A 19,103-nucleotide genomic window follows, 5' to 3' on the forward strand; every position below is an offset into this window, starting at 1 on the left:
AGTTTTTTGGCGATCTCCCACGGGGGTATACGGTGAGTTGTACGGGAATTTCGGGCGATCGAATCCTAGGTTGTGCGGTGAGTCATACGAAGATTTTGGGCGATCGAATCCTGGGTTGTGCGGTGAGTTGTACGAAGATTTCGGACGATCGATATTCTGAGGTCATGACGATCGCACTCAGGGGTAGATGACGATCGAAATCCGGTCTCGAGTGCGATCGAGATCGCCATGGGAGTGCCGCACCAACCCTCAACTGCCTCAAATCCAGACCCCCAGCCTTTCCCCCCCTGCCCACAGTCACTTATGTCTTAATCACAGTAGCGACTGCTATAAAATGACTGTTGAGGTGAGCATCGGGGGTTTCGGGGGCATGGGGAGAGGGTGAGAGGAAAGATTCAGCAATTACACTCTTTTTGTCATGAACGATCCGAACTTGATAGAACCCCCGAAGCCCCGTTGCTCACCAACACCAGTGTCTTAACAACTTTGAATATACGGATAAGCAACGAGCGATCGGCAATCTGCAAACTGTCCCTCGACCACCAATTTTGGGCGCGTCACTTTAGATACTAGAGTGGTAAGTATCCGTTGTGTGGGCCCATAACCATGACCTCTCTCGCACCTTCTCACCCCAATGCCTTGGATGTAAACGATCGCGCTCGCCTGGGGCAAGTCATCGATTATAACGACGTACAATCCCTCCCCCAAGTCTGGGAGATAACCGCCAAACGCTTTCCCGAGGCGATCGCCCTGTGGGACCCCCACACCAAACCCGTCGTCCAACTGAGCTTCGCCAAACTCCTGGACAAAATCCAACAATTTGCTGCGGGTTTGCAAAGCTTGGGCGTTGCCCCAGTCACCGACAGCGACCCCCCTCGAATTGCCTTGATTGCCGACAACAGCCCCCGCTGGTTCGTCGCCGACCAGGGAATTATGGCAGCCGGAGGTGCGGATGTGGTGCGTTCTGCCAGTGCCGATGCCGATGAATTATTGTACATCCTCCAAAACAGCGGTAGCAGCGGCTTAGTGGTCGAAAACCTGAAAACCCTCAAAAAACTGCGATCGCGCGCTGACGGTGAATTTAGCTTCGATGAGGAACAAGTTCGGTGGGTGGTGTTGCTCTCAGACGAAACCCCTGCCGAGGGCGATTCTCTGAAAATCCTCAACTACACGCAATTGATGGCTGCTGGGGTCGATCGTCCCCTCGAATCTGCCCGATACTCCCGCCCAACCCTGGCCACCCTCCTCTACACCTCTGGCACCACCGGTAAACCCAAAGGAGTTCGCCTCTCCCACGGCAACCTCCTGCACCAACTCGCCAATATCGGCGCGGTTCTGCAACCTCAACCGGGCGATCGCATCCTCTCCATCCTCCCCACCTGGCACAGTTTCGGTCGCACTGCCGACTACTTCTTCCTCTCCCAAGGGGCAACGGGAATCTATACCAACATTCGCTATATCAAAAACGACCTCAAAGAATATAAACCCCAATATATGACCGGCGTTCCTCGGTTGTGGGAATCCATTTACGAAGGAGTGCAGAAGCGATTCCGGGAACAACCCGAAGGCAAGCAAAAACTGGTCAACTTCTTCCTGGGGATGTCCGCACAATATATTACCGCCCGTCGCATCGCTCAGGGATTAGTCCCCACTCTGGAAACTCCCTCCGGAATGCAAAAGGCGATCGCTAGTTTAAAATCGATCGCCCTGGCTCCCCTCCACGCCGCCGGAGAACGCCTCGTCTACAAACAAGTTCGCGAAGCCACCGGCGGTCAACTCAACGCCGTTCTCAGCGGTGGTGGTTCCCTGGCAATGCATTTAGAAGACTTCTTTGAAATTGTCGGTTTGAACGTCATTGTCGGCTACGGCTTGACAGAAACCGCCCCAGTCCTGACAGGACGGCGTATCTGGGGAAATCTGCGCGGTTCGGCCGGCAAACCCCTCCCCCATACGGAACTGCAAATCGTCGATCCCGAAACCCGCCAAGCCGTACCAACGGGAGAGCGAGGATTGGTGCTGGCGCGCGGTCCCCAGGTGATGGCAGGCTACTACAACAATCCCCAAGCCACCCAAAAGGCGATCGATACCGACGGTTGGTTCGATACCGGGGATTTGGGCTTACTCACCCCCAACTGCGATCTCGTCCTCACCGGTCGTGCTAAGGATACCATCGTCCTTACCAACGGGGAAAACATCGAACCGCAACCGATCGAAGATGCTTGCATCCGCAGTCCCTTTATCGACCAGATGATGCTGGTGGGGCAAGATGAGAAACAATTGGGCGCGCTTATCGTCCCCAATCTGGAAGTGTTGCAAAAGTGGGCAGCGCAGCAGGGGATGGCGGTGAATCCCGATGCCATGCCGCCGGTGGATTTAGATGCGGCAGCCGTGCAGAAGTTGTTCCGCGACGAACTCACCCGCGAAGTGAAAAACCGCCCCGGATATCGCCCGGACGATCGCATCGCCACCTTCCGCCTCATCCTCGAACCCTTTTCGATCGAAAATGGGATGATGACTCAAACTATGAAAATCAAGCGCCCCGTCGTCCGGGAACGCTACCGGGATGCGATCGCGTCTATGTTTGAGAGTTGAGCATCGGGAGCATCGGAAGCATCAGAGGCTTTGGGAACTTCGGAGGCTTTGGGGGCTTCGGGGGCAAGGGAGGGCAACGAGCGCTAAACTTTCTCCCGATGCTCCCGTTTCTCCCATTTCTCCCTCACCACCTCCCCGCATCTCCCTGCCTCTCCTGCTCCCCTGCACCATCTCCCCCTCAGCACTCAACCGAACCTGATATAAGCTGGTAGTTGTCATATTTGCCAGCTAACATGAAGGATGCCCCCTGGCACTCGTTTTTGTTCGGCTGTTACCTTGGGAATAAATTTTATGGATATTTCGGATTCACAACTCCTTGTCAAACGCCCAGTCACGATTAAGGCGATCGTGACACCGCGCTGGAAAGAAGAAGCCCAGCAGCAACTCCAACAACAAATCGATAAGTTGGATTCGCAGTTGCAACAGTTGGAAATGCAGGGTCAGCGGATGATTGCAGAAGTGCAAAAGCAAAGCGTCCAACCCCCCGGCCCCCAAGTTCAACAACAAATTGAGGGCATCAAATCACAACTGAACCAAGAAAAAAGCAAGCGACTGGAACAGAAAAATCAAATCTTGCAGCAACTCCAACAGGTGCAAGTTTTAGAGCTGGAGCAAGAAGTTTCTCAGGGGCAAATTGAAAGTTTCGTCTATCTGAAAACGGGAGATAACTTGTTGCAAAAGATGCAGGTTGAAATTCTTCTTCGGGATGGAGAAGTAGTAGAAATGCGCGGCGATATCTAAAAACGGCGCGATTGAAATGTTGAGAGGGAGGGAAATTATCCCTCTCTCTTTTTTGGTGAATTTTCACAGCATATTTTGCCAAAATTTCGGAGCGTTGCGCTCGAAAGCAATTGCTGCCCAATTTAAACAAACTAATACTGAAATAATCGATTGAGGGATATCTGGACATCGGGAAATACTAGAGTCGCGATCGAACTTTCTCTCAACTCCTGCGCTTCCCCCTAATCTTTACCCTCGGGATGGCGCAATACGATTGGTTGACCTTTGGCGAGATGCAGCACCCAGTCATGCCAAACCCCGATCGCAGATAACTCCCACGGAAACTTCGAAAAACCCTCAACAAAGAGAACAAGAAAGGGAGACACTCTTCCCGCGCCTCCCGATGGGGTTTTTAATTGTCAATTATCCGTTGTCTTATATTCAATCAAGCGATTTTCCTTTTTCAACAATCGATTGAGGTGAAATTTCAATTGTCCGAACAGACTGGGAAATTTCCCGATCGCACAAAAAACACCATACAGCGTTGCATCTTCTTTCGGTTTGCCGATGGTTTGCATGTAGCGAGTGACTTTGTAAGCCAACAGCGGATAACCCGCTAACATCAACAAACTCAACCCATGAGTCGGCCACGCCATTCCCAACGCGATCGCCGGAATCGCAAACCCCCACAGCCAAATACTTTTGGTCTCTTTCACCCAATGGCGTTCCGGGCTGCTACCGTGCAACCACGCCCCCTCCGCATAGGCGTGACCCGCTCTGAGCATTCGCATCCACCACTGGCTAAAGCGCATCATCCGCGCGTCGTGGCGGGTCATTTCCGCATCCAGACGGAAGATTTTCCAACCCTGCTGACGCAACCGCACGCACAATTCCGGTTCTTCCCCGGCAATCAAACTCGGATCGAACCCCTTCACTTGTTGGAGTGCGGCCACTCGCATCATCGAATCGCCACCGCAGGCTTTGGTTTCCCCCACGGGAGTATCCCATTCCAGGTCGCACAGCCGGTTGTAAATCGACTGTTCTGGGAAACTCTCGCGACGGCGACCGCACACGACGGCAGCTTCAGGCTTTGCTATCAGTTCCTGGGCGGCCCGTTCGATCCATCCTTCGACCACTTCGCAGTCGCCATCGACAAATTGGACAAATTCCAGGTTGGGGACAGTTTGTTGCAAGCGATCGAATCCTTCATTTCGGGCGCGAGCCGCGGTAAAGGGAATGCTCAAATCCAGTTCGACGACATCCACACCGAGCGATCGCGCCATTTCCACGCTACCATCGGTGGAACCGGAATCGACATAAACGATCCGTTCCACCTTTCCCACTACGGAAAGCAGGCATTGACGCAAGCGTTCCCCTTCATTGCGTCCGATGGCTACCAGCCCATTTATCGGCCGATCGTGATTCGATGCGGGTTCGGATTCTGAGGTGTTCGCGGGAATATTCGCTTCGGAATGGTTAGCTGTCACGGCAATCTTCTTTCAATCGTAAGTATTGGACTTCAGACGCGCGAGCGATCGCCTTATCGGAAGATGTGCGTTGCAAATACACCCGGTTTGGCGATCGGCTAGCTATAATTTAACCCACGATCGAGAACGGTATGCCGTCGAACTGAATGTTATCCCACGCCGGTATGCAATCGGTCAGGATTTTACCTCCCTACCGGCATCGTTTCGATTGCCTGGGGTCGACAAACATGAAAACCCTATCAGTTCGATATTCAAATTGGTACGGGATCGGCTCGGGGAATTGTCCGATACGAGATGATTTCTTGCCATCGTGGGAGCGTCTCGCTCCCGTTGCGAGCTTCATCTCAACCCGAGAGCGAACTATTCCATCAACTGCTGCACCCATTCCAACTGAGTGGTATCGCGCACGATTAAGAACACCCCCAAACCCAGCAGCACTAGCATTCCCGATTGCATGAATCCATCTTGGATATGCAGCGGAACCGGCTTACCACGCAATCCTTCCACAACCAAAAAGGCAAGCTGTCCGCCATCGAGCGCCGGCAGGGGCAAAATATTGATAATCGCTAAGTTGATGCTGATAATCGCGGCAAATAGCAGCAGATTGAGGGCATCGTCTTTAGCCACCTCAGAACCCTGCTGCACGATTTTGACCGGAGAGGCCAACTGGCTGGCAGTGTCGCCAAAATTGGTAATCAGTTGATAGAAACCCCCGGCGGTACCCACCAAAATCCTCTGGAAGCGCTCGGCCCCTAAGCCTAATACCTCAAAAATGCTGCTGGGGCGGCGATAGATGGGGTCTCCGTTGGGGGCCAGTTGAACGCCAATGCGTCCCAAACCGTTAGAGTCGGCTTTGGGGGTGACTTCTAGAGTTTTCTGACGACCGTTGCGATCGACTGACAGGGATAGGGGGAGATCGGGATTGCTTTCGATAATGTCTTTGAACTCGGTGACGGTGTCTTCGCTGGCACTTAAGGTGGTGTCGCCAACGGCTAAAATTACATCTCCCGATCGAAGTCCAGCCCGCGCAGCTGGAGAATCTGCGGAAATCACTTGGGGAACCAGTATCCCCGGTTCGTAGTTAAATCCGTTGAGAATCCCCGTGCCGCCCACTTGCAGCACCAGAACCAAATAGGCAAAGATCAGGTTAGCAATCACCCCGGCACTGATGACGATCGCCCGATCGAGGACGGGTCGGTTGCGCAACAGATCGGGATCGTTATCGGGAATGGTACTTTCGGGATCGTCATCGGGAAAACCGACGAACCCCCCTAATGGAAATGCGCGGATGGCATACTCTGTGTTCGAACCTTGATATTTCCACAGTATCGGACCAAAACCAATCGAAAAACGATTGACGTGAATTCCTTGGAATCGAGCGGCTAAAAAGTGACCTAACTCGTGAACGACGATAAGAAGGAGAATAACTGCAATCGCGGCCAATACTGACATGAATTATCGAGTCGATGACGTTTTTCTTTTATCTTATCGCGATGTTGAGTTGCTCGATCGAAGGCAGGTAGATGCGATAAATCGAGAGATCGCCGCGTTTCGATCGCAATGGCGCGAGCTAGAACCGAATTCGACCATGCTCGATCCCGTGGGGCGCCCTCAAAGAGCCAACTTTTCTCAAGAATCTCTAAAGTACTTCTCGACCCAAATAGGGCTGTAAAACTTCAGGAATTTTCACCGTTCCATCTGGTTGTTGGTAGTTTTCTAAAATCGCCGCCATCGTCCGACCGATCGCCAATCCAGAACCGTTGAGCGTATGAGCGAATTGCGTGCCTTTTTTGCCGGTTTCTTTAAAGCGAATATTAGCTCGTCGCGCCTGAAAATCACCGAAATTAGAGCAACTCGAAATCTCCCGATAACTCTCAGATGAGGGCAACCACACCTCCAAGTCGTAGCATTTATTCGCCCCGAAACCTAAATCTCCCGTACATAGTTCCAGCACCCGGTAGGGCAGTTTCAGTGCTTGCAAAATCGCTTCTGCATTCTGCACCAACGATTGATGCTCCTCCTCAGAGGTTTCGGGACGCACGATTTTCACCAGTTCGACTTTATTAAATTGATGCAACCGAATCAGCCCTCGGGTATCCTTGCCGTAGCTGCCAGCTTCCCGACGGAAACAGGGGGTATAGGCACAGTGGCGAATGGGCAAATCTTTGTCGCTGAGGATGTCATCCCGATACAGGTTGGTGACGGGAACTTCTGCCGTCGGGGCTAGCCACAAATCGTCGGAATCGCACTTAAAACTTTCTTCGGCAAATTTCGGCAGTTGCCCCGTACCTTGCAGGGAAGCACTATTAATCAGAACCGGGGGTATCACTTCCATGTAACCCGCTTCAATTTGTCGATCGAGCATAAATGCAATCAGCGCCCGTTCCAAGGCTGCCCCAGCGCCCATCAAGCCCACAAATCGGCTCTGAGCGACTTTCACGGCGCGATCGAACAGTAAAATGCCTAGCTTTTCGCCAATCTCCCAATGGGGCCAAATCTCGGCATTTTGCGGCAAATACTCATCGCCCCACCGCCTCACTTCCACGTTTTCCGTTTCATTTTTCCCAACGGGGGTAGACTCGCTGGGGAGATTGGGAAGTGCCAGCAGCAGCGCCTCGATCCGTCCTTTGAGTTCTTTCTCTTGGGGTTCGAGCTCTCCCAGTTGCGCTTTGACTTGGTTTCCCTCTTCTTTGAGCGCGGCAATTTCTTCCCCTTTGGGATTGCTGCCGGATTTGATTTTTTGACCGATGAGTTTGCCGATTTCGTTACTGCGCGCCTGGAGTTGGGTGCGTCGGGTTTCGAGTTCCCGTTGTTGTTGCTCGAAACTGACGATCTCGCTCACGTCGTAACCCGCACCGCGTAGGTTGAGGCGCGCTTGCACTGCTTCTGGATTTTTGCGAATTTGTTTGAGATCTAGCACGACCGATCTCCCCTCCTAAATATTATGTGTATCGCTGTATTTATCTGGATTAGGACAATCCGAGCGTCACCAGTATCCTGCATCCGTTGCCCCCCGAAGCATCCTTCGCCTCCGAAGCTCACCCTCGGTTAAGCTGGTAAGTCTTTGGCTTGACGCAACTGGAGTTTATTGACAATTATCTACGCTACCAGTTTTTCGCTCGACGGAGGAAGGAAGACGCTTTAGCATTCCTGAGGCGATCGCATTAGCATCATAGAAGATTGGATGTTTGAGACTGAGGTCATGAGATCGAGAAAGCTTGTCGAACCCAGACGCTTAACTGTACCGCCCGGATAGCGCTTGCTGTTGGAAGAAGTAAGCTGGGATGAATTTGAAGCAATTTTAGAGGATTTGGGAGAACGACGTACTGCACGAAGTGTCTACGATAACAGACTCTTGGAAATTATTACTCCATTACCAGAACATGAAAGTGGAAAAGTGGTCGTGGGGGCATTTATTACAGCGATTCTCGAAGAGCAAGACATTAAATTTTTGAGTTGGGGTCGACAACCTTTAAAAATCGAGAAATGCTTTAATGACTCGAACCCGATGGCAAATATGCTCCAGTCGAACGGAGTGAAATTTTTCCGGCTCTAGAGCTTGTTGAAAATTTGCCCAAATACGTTAAAAGGAGTCAAGATATTGGTCGCAAAAAAACGATGAAAGCTTTTTTCTGATGGGTGATAAATGCAATAAGCGAGCACTCGTCAAGTTCAAGCTAAAATGATGAGAACATCATAAAAATATTTTTTTTAATCTATTTTTATGACTAATGCGAGAAAAATTTTAGGGATAAACCCAAGAATTTTCTCGCACAAACTTTCTTTTGCTTTTATTTCTCAATCGGACAATTTCCCAGAAAGCTAATTAAAGCTTTACGAGAGAAAAGCACCACTTTAATCCAGTGAATTTTCACCACTCGCTACAAATTGTCGTAAGTTGAGAGTCTGTTGTCCGTAGTTGGGAATCCACGTCAACCATTCGCGATCGGATATTTCACAAAGTAGCAGTGCTTCTTCAAAACTAAAGTGATTCGGCTTTTCAAGCAAGCGAACCCAAGATCCGGATTCTAAGGTTTTTTGTTCGAGCAAGTGAGTTTCGGAAGAAATGGGAGAGGGGAACGGAGAATTGAAAGTGGGCTGCGCCATTATAATTGAACTCCTGAATTAGCAGCTCGATCGAGGATTTTTATCACTTGAAATACAAGGTTCTCAACTTAGCTGCTAAAGTTTATATTTTTGCTGTACTCCAAATTACAAAATTTTAGAAACCTTAATACTATATTTTTGTCAAAATTTATAAACCTATTTTAAAGTTTACAAACTAGAATGCCTATTTTACAAATATTTATAAATTCGGAATGTACGACCCAAATTGTATTTGGGTTTAGTATTGGAAGATACCCTCGACAAAATTTTTAATTATCTTATTTTTGCGAAGCGAGTCTTCAGCAATCTCTTGTTTAAACTATTTTTCAACTGACTTCCCGACTCAATCCTTTACTTCACAAGGATGCTTGTGGTACTTACGCAGATAAAAACGATAATATCCCAGCCAATAATAGAGATTGGCTAAACCCAGTAAGACCCACCCCCAAAAAGAGGTGATTTTGGGACCGATCCAAACCGTTGCCATTAAAACGAGACCGAGTTCGATTGCCGCCACAATCCGACCGTAATGCTTTGGGTCCCAATAGGAAAATGGACTGATAAAACGATAGTTGCTAAACGGAAAAAAATGGCGATGTGCGTCGTCGTGATGCACCGGTAAATCTTCTAGGGAATGTAACAATAAACTGAGAAATAGAATTTGAGGAATTTCCCAACTTAAGAAATAGGAGATCGACCATCCGATAGTAGCCAGGGGAATAGAGTGAAATATTGCGACCCAAGTTTGAATTTTGGGCTGCCAGTATGCTTCTGTCCAAATTTTTTTCTCGGGGAGACGATCGATAAATTTTGCCCAAACGTAGAAACCGAAAATCGGTAAGTCGGGTAAAACAGCCCCGGTAAAAATGGCGAGTTTGGTGTGAGGAGATAAATCGCTTAGCAATGCCAAGTTGAGTACGGCATGACCTGGAGTATTCACAAGCGTTCTAGATTTTAGATTTTAGACTTCTAGCAGCTGCCATGACCGTTAGGAGAACACCAGATAATTATGTCATCTGGTCGCAGTCTTCCCCCTGCCTCCCCCCTGCCTCCCCTGCGCTCGCTTTCTCCCCCGGCTCAGCTTCACGAGCATCTCACTGACTATGGCGATTACTATGGTTGCGCTGCCAAAAGTTCAGCGTACCATCCTCCGAGCCACTGACGATCGTCTGACCATCCGGCAAAAATGCGATCGCGTAAATCGGCGTTTTACTCTCCGAAAGCCGATCGATTTCTCTACCCGTTTCCACCTCCCACAGCCGAACGGTGCGATCGAAACTGCCGCTGACTAACATCTTCCCATCGGAACTAAAATCGAGAGCATATACGGAGTTAGAATGCCCGCTAAGGGTATGGAGTTCTTCTTTTCGATCGAGGCGCATCAGCTTGATTTTCGATAAACTGCCACTGGCTAAAATTTGACCCGCAGGATGAATGGCAACGCTAAACACGTAACCCGCATTCCCCGAAATCGATCGCACTAACTTTCCCGTTTTGAGTTGGCGAACTCGGATATTTTTTTCCAACCCGCTACTGATAATGGTTTTTCCCGCTGGATCGATCGCCAGCGATAAAATTTGGGCGGCATTCCCAGTAATCGTATCGATTTCCCGACCCGTTCTCAAATCCCAAATTTTCAGGGTTTTGTCAGTGCTGCCGCTGACTAAGATGCGACCGGTTCGATCGAATGCCAGCGCTGAGACTTCATCGGAATGCCCAAAAAACCAGCCACCCAGGGTTTGTAACAGGTTTCCGGTTTTCAAGTCCCAAATTTTAATCGTTTTATCCGCACTACCACTGGCGAGTATCCGGTCGCTGCCATCGATTGCCAGACATCGCACTCGTCCGGAATGGTCGCTGAGGGTACGGATGGGTTTGCGGGTTTTGGGATGCCACAGCTTAATGGTGCGATCGAAGCTGCCACTGGCCAATATCGTACCCTGGGGACTCACAGCCAGAGACGACACCGCCTCGGAATGCTCTCGCCGCCGACCGAGGTGCCGCCATCCTGTGGAAGATGCTGGAGAAGAGGGTCTAGAATCTGGTTTGGGTTGAGGTGGATTCGATCGCCGCTCTAACTCCAACTCCAACGCGCGCCGCATATCCGATCGAAACCGATTTTCGTACCCCAACTGGGAACAGGCCCGTCCGCGCACCCGATAGGCCTCAATATATTTTCCATCCAGACGAATCGCTTGGGTCATTTCCTCGATCGCCTCGTGAAACGCACCGCGCTCGAATGCTGCCACGCCGCGATGGTAATAGGTCTCGACTGCCGATTGACCCGTTGTATACTTTACAGACCCGGATGTCTTTTGGGTTCCCGTTGATGGGCGATCGTCGATTTTGGCTGGCACTGGGTTCGATTTCAGCCGATTGTACGCCTCGTTAATCTGCTTGATTTTCGCCTCAGCCTCTCGCTGGCGTTGGGGTTCCCCCACAAATCGATCGGGATGCCAGACTTTCACCAACTTGCGATAAGCCTGCTTAATCTCCTCCCCAGACGCGCCAGGTTGAAGTCCGAGGATTTCATAATCTTGCCGATCGATCTTCAATCCCTTGACTCCTATTCAAACTTCAAAATTTATGCCGAAGATGAATGATTTTAAATCTTGACTGGGGAACGGGAAACCGGAGGTAAACCAGGAGTGAACGAATAATTGAGAAGGGGTCGGTGACGACGCTCTTCCCACCTCCCGAGAGCCTACTGACAGGGAATGATTATTTACAATTGGGCAATTATCGATCGTGACGAAAACGAAAATTCAAGGGTTTTACTCCCCCTGCCTCCCCTAGCGATTGCCTGCTCAAATCCACCCGAAAGTTAAAAATCTAAACCGCTCGTGTCATTCCTCCCCCTCTCCCCCTTCGGGCGTGGGTTCCTCCAACCGCAACCGCACGGATTCGGCATGGGAGTGCAGACCTTCTGCTTGCGCCAGGGTTTGAATGGCACTGCCCATCTTCTGCAATGCCATCGGAGAGTATTGAATCAGACTCGAATGCTTCATGAAGGTTTCCACTCCCAGCGCCGAAGCGTAGCGCGCCGCACCAGATGTGGGTAGGGTGTGGTTGGGACCGGCGAGATAGTCTCCCACCGCTTCAGGGGTGGAACTGCCCAAGAAAATCGCCCCAGCGTGGCGAATATTTTCCAGAAGCGCCCAGGGATCTTCCACTTCCAGTTCCAGGTGTTCGGGGGCGAAGGTATTGGAGAGTTCGACGGCTTCGTCGAGGGATTCGACGATCGCAATTAAACCGTAATGGGCGATCGCTTTTTCCGTGAGCAACCGACGGGGGTGATTTTCCAGCTGCCGTTCCACTTCCGCCACTACCTGGCGGGCGAGGGCGGAATCCGTCGTCAGCAAAATTGCGGCGGCCATGGGATCGTGTTCGGCTTGGGCGAGCAAGTCGGCTGCCACGTACACCGGATTGGCTTTCCCGTCGGCAATCACCAGCACTTCTGAAGGTCCGGCCAAAGAATCGATTCCCACAGTGCCGTAAACGTGTTTTTTCGCCAGGGTGACGTAGATATTTCCCGGGCCGGTAATCACGTCAACGGAGGGAATCGTTTCCGTTCCGTAGGCCAGCGCCGCGATCGCCTGCGCCCCACCCACGCGATAAATTTCTTCAATTCCCGCTTCCTGAGCGGCCACCAACACAGCGGGATTCACTGCTTTCTCCGGTCCGGGAGGGGTGACCATCACGATTCGAGGCACGCCGGCAACGCGAGCGGGAATCGCATTCATCAACACCGTACTCGGATAGGCGCCGCGTCCTCCAGGAACGTAAATCCCCGCCAAATCCACCGGGTTGTAGCGTTTCCCCAGAACGATCTCATCTTCTCCAAATTGAACCCAACTTTTTGGGAGGCGCTGTTTGTGAAACGCTTCGATTTGACGGCCGGCCAGTTGAATCGCTGCGAGTAACTCCGGCGAAAGCTGCTGGTAGGCAGCATCGAGTTCCAAGCCGCTGACTCGGAGTTCTTCAAGATTGAGGGTTTGACCGTCGAATTCGCGAGTATACTCGAGTAGCGCGCGATCGCCTCGATCCTTGACCGCCTGAAGCACTTTACGCACCGTTGCTTCCTTGTCCGCCACGCGATCGTCGTGGGTGCGGTCGCAGATTCGCCGCAATTCGGCTTCTGCCTGGGCCCGCTCTGTGAGAATTCGCAGCATGAAATCCGTTGCGCCTATCGTTTTAAGTAATTTGGTCGTGGGTCTTGGGGTGCAGGCTCGCTGCTCGTCCCATTCCCGCATTCTGTATATAGCTTAACGCGAATTTTTAACCCGAGCGCGATCCGAGCCTTTCAAGATGTTATATTAATTTGTCTGGAGACTCAAAATTTCACCCAAATCTAACATCGTAAACTAGCGAGGAATATCGAGTGGCTAACATTAAATCTGCGGCAAAACGCATCCAAATTGCCGAGCGCAATCGACTCCGCAATCGTGCTTACAAATCGGCGATTAAAACCCTGATGAAAAAATATTTTGCTGCCGTTGAAACCTACGGTGCCGACCCCAATTCGGACGCCCTAGAAGAAGTCCAAAAACATCAGGCAGCCGCCTACAGCAAAATTGATAAAGCGGTAAAGCGCGGAGTTCTTCACGCCAACAACGGCGCGCGGAAGAAGTCTCGCTTGGCTCGGGCTCTCAAGAAGTACCAAAGCGCTCCCGAAGCAGCAACGGCATAAAACGGCATCCAAGAGAATCGAGACGGGGAGATGAAACCTTCGATCGTCCCCGATCGAATTTGTTAGGCGACCCGAAAAAATACCACGGCGCGATGCAACTGATCGATACCCACGTTCACATCAATTTTGAAACGTTCCAAGCAGAACTCGACGAGGTTCGCTCTCGCTGGCGCGAAGCGGGAGTGGTGCGATTGGTGCATTCGTGTGTCGAACCGTCTGAGTTTGAAGGCATTCAAGCACTAGCCGATCGCTTCCCCGAACTCTCGTTCGCCGTTGGGTTGCACCCCCTCGACGCCCACAAGTGGACGGCCGCAATGGGGGAGGAAATTCGCACCCGCGCCCGCTCCGATCGCCGAGTGGTCGCCATCGGTGAGACGGGGCTGGATTTTTTCAAAGCCGACAATAAAGAGCAGCAATACCAAGCTCTGCAAACCCAGCTCGAAATCGCGCGGGATTTAGACTTACCGGTCATTATTCACTGTCGGGATGCCGCTGAATCGATGGTGGAAATCGTGCAAAAGTTCGAGCGGCAACACGGTCCGGTGCGGGGCGTCATGCACTGCTGGACGGGTAACCCAGAAGAAACCCAATGGTTTTTAGATTTGGGATTCTACATTAGTTTTAGCGGCGTGGCGACCTTCAAAAAAGCCACCCAAGTCCACGAAGCGGTGAAAATCGTCCCGGACGATCGCCTGTTAGTGGAAACCGATTGTCCCTTCCTCGCCCCAGTTCCCAAACGGGGAAAACGCAACGAACCTGCTTACGTCCGCTACGTTGCCGAGCGCGTCGCCCAATTGCGAGAGGTGTCCCTAGAGACTCTTGCCGAGGGAACCACCCGCAATGCTCGGGCATTGTTTGGATTGGAGTGAAGGTTTTGGGTAATGGACAATTGATAATGGGTGAATGGCACTGAATTAAGACTGAGTTGCTACTGAGTGAGTACGGAACGGCAAGAATTTTAGCCACCGATTTGTGCTTATGTCAGTGCCATTTGACAATGGGTTAGTTGCGACGCTCTTCCTTGTCTTCCTCTCTCCGTGTCACCGCTCCCGCTGCGTTTTTCCCCACACCCCACACCCCATTTCCGAATTCCGCGCTTCCGAATTCAAAATTCTCCCCATTTATGGCAACCTGAATACATAGCTATTATCTGCCATTCAACTGATTCGATCGTCGCAACTCCCCAGCTCGAACTATGCAAACACTGCCTAACGCTCCCCAGACGGCATCTACTCCTTTGTCTGCCCCCATCGATACCACCATTCGCCGCCGCAAAACTCGTCCGGTGAAAGTGGGCAACGTCACTATCGGGGGTGGGTTTCCCGTGGTGGTGCAGTCGATGATTAACGAAGACACCATGGACGTGGAAGGATCGGTGGCTGCGATTCGCCGCTTGCACGAAATTGGCTGCGAAATCGTGCGCGTGACTGTGCCGAGTTTATCCCACGCAAAGACCCTAGGTGACATCAAGCAGAAACTGATCGAGACTTATCAAGATGTTCCGTTGGTGGCTGACGTTCACCACAACGGGATGAAAATTGCCCTCGAAGTGGCCAAGCACGTGGATAAGGTGCGCATCAATCCAGGTCTGTACGTGTTTGAGAAGCCAAAAGCCGATCGCGACGAATATACCCAAGCGGAGTTTGACGATATCGGGGACAAAATCCGCACCACCCTCGAACCGTTGGTAGTATCCCTGCGAGAACAAGGTAAAGCCATGCGCATCGGGGTCAACCACGGTTCCCTGGCAGAACGGATGTTGTTTACCTACGGCGATACCCCCGAAGGGATGGTGGAATCGGCGCTGGAGTTCATAAAAATTTGCGAATCTTTGGATTTTCGTAACATTGTAATTTCCCTGAAAGCCTCTCGAGTACCGGTCATGATTGCGGCATACCGTTTGATGGTGCAGCGGATGGACCAATTGGGTATGGATTATCCCCTGCACCTGGGGGTGACCGAAGCTGGAGATGGAGAATACGGTCGAATCAAGTCGACTGCCGGGATTGGCACGCTTTTAGCCGATGGAATTGGCGATACGATTCGCGTGTCTCTCACTGAAGCCCCTGAAAAAGAAATCCCAGTTTGCTACAGTATTTTGCAGGCACTGGGATTGCGTAAAACCATGGTGGAATACGTCGCCTGTCCGTCGTGCGGTCGCACTTTATTCAATTTAGAAGAAGTGCTGCATCGGGTTCGCGAAGCCACCAAACATCTAACCGGATTAGATATTGCCGTGATGGGTTGCATCGTCAACGGTCCGGGAGAAATGGCCGATGCTGACTACGGTTATGTCGGCAAGCAACCGGGCTACATTTCTCTATACCGGGGTCGAGAAGAAATCAAAAAAGTGCCCGAATCACAAGGTGTGGAGGAGTTAATCGATTTGATTAAAGCTGATGGACGTTGGATCGATCCGTAAAGGGCTTTAACAAGATTTCCGGAGAATTCCCAGAGGCGATCGCATAGGTAAATAAGCGATCGACCTTCCATAGTTGCTTGTGTTAAAGTGGGCATAACTTAATATGAAAAAAACTCCCAATATTCGTAGTAGGCAGATGGCAATGACAACTCGTGGGCTAGTTGTAGGCGCAACCGTGGTGATGCTCAGCACGGTGACTATCGTAGGTGCGGGTCTTCATTTAAAAGGTCAAGCCTTTTTTCAAGATAGCCCTAAAGAGTTAGTGGATGAAGTTTGGCAAATTATCGACAAGAACTACGTCGATGCCACCTTCAACCACGTCGATTGGCGAGCCACTCGCGAAGAGTATCTCGGTCGTCCCTACACGGATCAAGAGGAAGCCTACACTGCCATCCGGGAGATGTTAGAGCAACTCGAAGATCCCTACACCCGCTTCATGGACCCGGAAGAGTTCGAGAATATGCAAATCGATACTTCCGGCGAACTGACGGGGGTGGGAATTCAACTGGCTCAGGATGAAGAAACCAACAAACTGATGGTGGTGGCCCCCATCGAAGATACTCCGGCTTTTGCCGCGGGAATTAAAGCCAAGGATGTCATTACGGCCATCGACGGTCAGACCACCGAAGGGATGACCATTAACGAAGCGGTAAACTTGATTCGCGGACGAGTGGGAACCTCCGTTACCCTGACGATTTTACGTAACGAGAGCGAAACCCTCGAATTCCCCATCACCCGCGCTCGGATCGAACTGCACCCCGTTCGCTACAGCTATCAAAACCAAGACGGGGGCATCGGTTACATCCGCCTGACCAACTTCAGCGCCAATGCCGCTGAGGAAATGCAGGAAGCTATCGAAGACCTCGAAAATCAAAATGTCGTCGGCTACGTTCTCGATTTACGTTCCAACCCCGGTGGGCTACTCTATGCCAGTGTTGAAATCGCGCGGATGTGGTTTGATGAAGGTTCGATCGTCTCGACCGTGAACCGTCAAGGCTCGATCGACCTCCAGCAAGCTGACGGCGGCGCTCTCACCGACAAACCCCTCGTGGTTCTGGTGGATGGTGGTTCTGCCAGTGCGAGCGAGATTCTCTCGGGGGCTTTGCAAGACAACGGTCGCGCCACCCTCGTGGGAACTCAAACCTTTGGTAAAGGGTTAGTTCAATCCGTGCGGGGCTTGGGAGATGGCTCGGGACTTGCCGTGACCATTGCCAAGTATTTGACTCCTAGCGGTCGGGATATCAACGAAGAAGGGATTAGCCCCGATGTTGCCATCGAGCTAACGGAGGAACAACGGGAAGAACTGCGGCTCGATCGGACTCTGATCGGAACCCTGCAAGATCCGCAGTACGCAAAAGCTTTGGAAATTTTAAACCAGCAGGTGGCAGCCCAATAACCACCCGACTCCACGAGTCGTTGCCTCTATTCAAAATTATCGATCGGGAGATCGCCCCTAAATTCCTCGTTCTCAGTCTCTCTGGGAACGATTCTTTTTAGCCTCCGTTCGGGATCTAGCAATACATACAGTTGTCGTGGTGTTGCTAAGCAACGGGAGCTTTAGGGGCAATGGGAGTTCGGAGGCTTCAGGAGGAATGAATGGACCATTGACAATGGGTTAGTTGCGACATTACCCCTCTCCTTTGTCTCCCTTGTCCTCCTTGTCTCCCCATCACCCCATCTGCGATCCTACATTCCCATAATCGAGTAACCTGAATCGACATACAACACCTGTCCGGTAATCCCACTGGCGAGATCGCTGCACAGGAACGTCGCCGCATTACCCACTTCAAGCTGTGTCACCGTTCGTTTCAAAGGAGCGGTTTCTTCGACGTGATGGATCATATCCAAAATTCCACCCACTGCTGAAGAAGCCAACGTTCGGATCGGACCGGCAGAAATCCCGTTGACGCGCACGTTCTGCGATCCCAATTCCGCAGCCAGATAGCGGACGTTCATTTCGAGTGCCGCTTTGGCAATCCCCATCACGTTGTAGTTGGGGACGACTCGCACGCCACCGAGGTAGCTGAGGGTGAGGATACTTCCCCCTTCCGACATCAGCGGTTTGGCTGCGGCACTCATTTGGATGAGGGAATAGGCACTGATTTCTAAAGCTTGGGCAAAACCCGATTTCGAGGTTTGGCTGAAATCGCCACTGAGTTCGTCTTTCCCCGCAAAGGCTAAACAGTGGATGAGGATATCGAATTGACCCCATTTTTCGGCGATCGCATCGAAGGTAGACTGGAGCTGTGCTTCATTTTGCACGTTGCACGGCAACACCAACTCCGGATTGAGGGGGGCACTCAAATCAGTAACTTTCTTCTGGGCGCGACCGCGATCGTCGGGTAAGTAGGTCACACCCAGGGTGGCTCCGGCTTTGTGCAACTGCTGAGCAATGCCCCACGCAATGGAGCGGTTGTTGGCAATTCCGGTGACCAGGGCTTTTTTTCCAGTCAAGTCTAGCATAAGGGTTTATCGTTTCGAGCGACGATCGGCGTGCGTATTGTCCGAATATCATTATCGGATCGTTTCGCCGCTTTTTTGGCAAAAAATCTACAATCGCGGTACAGTATCTTTTGTAACAAATTTTGAAAGATTCTCAGAAAAGCTCGACATTGAAAAACATTCGGGCAAAACAGAGAGTCCTTTTTTGGGTCCAAACTGATTCCGTTCTGTGAGGTCAAAGCCTCTACAGGTAAGAGCGCCGAATACTCGATCGGTTTCCTATTCGAATGGCTTTGAGATTGTCCTCAAATCTGACCCATCTTTTCCGCTAAATTCTCGTTTAGAGAACATCGAACGTCGCTTTTATCTTGCCCCCAACTCAATTGAAGGTCGCGAGCGTCTGCGGTTTGCCCCAGGTGGCGAAGGTTTCTAGATCGCGTTTGCCAGGGTAATTGCAGGAAAATCGAGCTAGATTTTTGAGCTCGGGGAAGCTCGGGTTTCAAAAGATGCCAGAAGCGAGAATCTCCCAAAAATTTCTCGATCGAGTGGTAGGCACTCCAGCTCAAAGGTTTCAAAAAATATCCGAAAATTTAGCTTGATTAAGATCCCTCATTTTTTGTATCATATGCATAGATTTTAGAAT

15 protein-coding genes are annotated in these 19,103 nt (G+C 51.1%); 7 read left to right on the top strand and 8 right to left on the bottom strand.

All coding sequences use genetic code 11. The features are described from left to right. The 3 genes from AC2215_RS09100 to AC2215_RS09110 form a co-directional block, all read left to right on the top strand. A partial coding sequence (locus AC2215_RS09100) for a hypothetical protein (protein WP_486809663.1) occupies positions 1-191 on the top strand: 191 nt, incomplete at its 5' end. A 415-nt stretch (positions 192-606) separates the two neighbouring features. Then, a complete protein-coding gene (locus tag AC2215_RS09105) occupies positions 607-2,592 on the top strand; it encodes an AMP-dependent synthetase/ligase (protein ID WP_486809664.1) in 1,986 nt (661 codons plus the stop codon). Between the two features lie 291 nt (positions 2,593-2,883). Beyond that, positions 2,884-3,333, top strand: a complete 450-nt coding sequence (locus tag AC2215_RS09110; RefSeq protein ID WP_486809665.1) for a YlqD family protein — start codon at positions 2,884-2,886, stop codon at positions 3,331-3,333. A gap of 398 nt (positions 3,334-3,731) precedes the next feature. Here AC2215_RS09110 and AC2215_RS09115 read toward each other — a convergent pair whose 3' ends face one another. The 7 genes from AC2215_RS09115 to hisD all read right to left on the bottom strand — a co-directional run bounded on the left by AC2215_RS09115 (position 3,732) and on the right by hisD (position 13,078). Continuing rightward, positions 3,732-4,721: a glycosyltransferase family 2 protein gene (locus AC2215_RS09115; protein WP_486809703.1), complete on the bottom strand. Its 990-nt coding sequence runs from the start codon at positions 4,719-4,721 to the stop codon at positions 3,732-3,734. A gap of 438 nt (positions 4,722-5,159) precedes the next feature. Further along, the gene (rseP, locus tag AC2215_RS09120; protein WP_486809666.1) at positions 5,160-6,251 is read right to left on the bottom strand and encodes an RIP metalloprotease RseP; all 1,092 of its coding nucleotides are present in this window, start codon (positions 6,249-6,251) and stop codon (positions 5,160-5,162) included. A 187-nt stretch (positions 6,252-6,438) separates the two neighbouring features. Further along, entirely contained in the window at positions 6,439-7,719 is a 1,281-nt protein-coding gene (gene serS, locus AC2215_RS09125; RefSeq protein WP_486809667.1) for a serine--tRNA ligase, read from the bottom strand. A 935-nt stretch (positions 7,720-8,654) separates the two neighbouring features. Next, positions 8,655-8,906: a hypothetical protein gene (locus AC2215_RS09130; protein WP_486809668.1), complete on the bottom strand. Its 252-nt coding sequence runs from the start codon at positions 8,904-8,906 to the stop codon at positions 8,655-8,657. A gap of 343 nt (positions 8,907-9,249) precedes the next feature. Beyond that, complete coding sequence (locus AC2215_RS09135) at positions 9,250-9,846, bottom strand: hypothetical protein (RefSeq protein ID WP_486809669.1); 597 nt, start codon at positions 9,844-9,846, stop codon at positions 9,250-9,252. A gap of 154 nt (positions 9,847-10,000) precedes the next feature. Then, entirely contained in the window at positions 10,001-11,461 is a 1,461-nt protein-coding gene (locus tag AC2215_RS09140) for a WD40 domain-containing protein (protein WP_486809670.1), read from the bottom strand. A 291-nt stretch (positions 11,462-11,752) separates the two neighbouring features. Next, positions 11,753-13,078, bottom strand: coding sequence for a histidinol dehydrogenase (hisD, locus tag AC2215_RS09145; protein WP_486809671.1), 1,326 nt, complete (start codon positions 13,076-13,078; stop codon positions 11,753-11,755). Between the two features lie 209 nt (positions 13,079-13,287). Between hisD and rpsT the strand changes: the two genes are divergently transcribed. The 4 genes from rpsT to ctpC all read left to right on the top strand — a co-directional run bounded on the left by rpsT (position 13,288) and on the right by ctpC (position 17,414). After that, positions 13,288-13,596 (top strand): 30S ribosomal protein S20, encoded by a 309-nt coding sequence (rpsT, locus tag AC2215_RS09150; RefSeq protein WP_486809672.1) that lies wholly within the window; start codon positions 13,288-13,290, stop codon positions 13,594-13,596. A 92-nt stretch (positions 13,597-13,688) separates the two neighbouring features. Beyond that, a complete protein-coding gene (locus AC2215_RS09155; RefSeq protein ID WP_486809673.1) occupies positions 13,689-14,465 on the top strand; it encodes a TatD family hydrolase in 777 nt (258 codons plus the stop codon). 326 nt (positions 14,466-14,791) lie between these two features. Continuing rightward, a complete protein-coding gene (gene ispG / locus AC2215_RS09160; RefSeq protein WP_486809674.1) occupies positions 14,792-16,018 on the top strand; it encodes a (E)-4-hydroxy-3-methylbut-2-enyl-diphosphate synthase in 1,227 nt (408 codons plus the stop codon). Between the two features lie 136 nt (positions 16,019-16,154). Next, positions 16,155-17,414: a carboxyl-terminal processing protease CtpC gene (gene ctpC / locus AC2215_RS09165; RefSeq protein ID WP_486809675.1), complete on the top strand. Its 1,260-nt coding sequence runs from the start codon at positions 16,155-16,157 to the stop codon at positions 17,412-17,414. A 290-nt stretch (positions 17,415-17,704) separates the two neighbouring features. On the opposite strand, the gene fabI is transcribed toward ctpC, so the two are convergent. Beyond that, positions 17,705-18,481 (bottom strand): enoyl-ACP reductase FabI, encoded by a 777-nt coding sequence (gene fabI / locus AC2215_RS09170; RefSeq protein WP_486809676.1) that lies wholly within the window; start codon positions 18,479-18,481, stop codon positions 17,705-17,707. Between the last annotated feature and the right edge of the window lie 622 nt (positions 18,482-19,103).

The sequence above is a fragment of the Zarconia sp. genome, from assembly GCF_057467645.1.

Excerpts from the sequence above, each read along its gene's own strand:
- AC2215_RS09105 (WP_486809664.1), top strand. The coding sequence starts at position 607 with ATGACCTCTCTCGCACCTTCTCACCCCAATGCCTTGGATGTAAACGAT.
- AC2215_RS09110 (WP_486809665.1), top strand. The coding sequence starts at position 2,884 with ATGGATATTTCGGATTCACAACTCCTTGTCAAACGCCCAGTCACGATT.
- rseP (WP_486809666.1), bottom strand. The coding sequence starts at position 6,251 with ATGTCAGTATTGGCCGCGATTGCAGTTATTCTCCTTCTTATCGTCGTT.
- AC2215_RS09130 (WP_486809668.1), bottom strand. The coding sequence starts at position 8,906 with ATGGCGCAGCCCACTTTCAATTCTCCGTTCCCCTCTCCCATTTCTTCC.
- hisD (WP_486809671.1), bottom strand. The coding sequence starts at position 13,078 with ATGCTGCGAATTCTCACAGAGCGGGCCCAGGCAGAAGCCGAATTGCGG.
- AC2215_RS09155 (WP_486809673.1), top strand. The coding sequence starts at position 13,689 with ATGCAACTGATCGATACCCACGTTCACATCAATTTTGAAACGTTCCAA.
- ispG (WP_486809674.1), top strand. The coding sequence starts at position 14,792 with ATGCAAACACTGCCTAACGCTCCCCAGACGGCATCTACTCCTTTGTCT.
- ctpC (WP_486809675.1), top strand. The coding sequence starts at position 16,155 with ATGGCAATGACAACTCGTGGGCTAGTTGTAGGCGCAACCGTGGTGATG.
- fabI (WP_486809676.1), bottom strand. The coding sequence starts at position 18,481 with ATGCTAGACTTGACTGGAAAAAAAGCCCTGGTCACCGGAATTGCCAAC.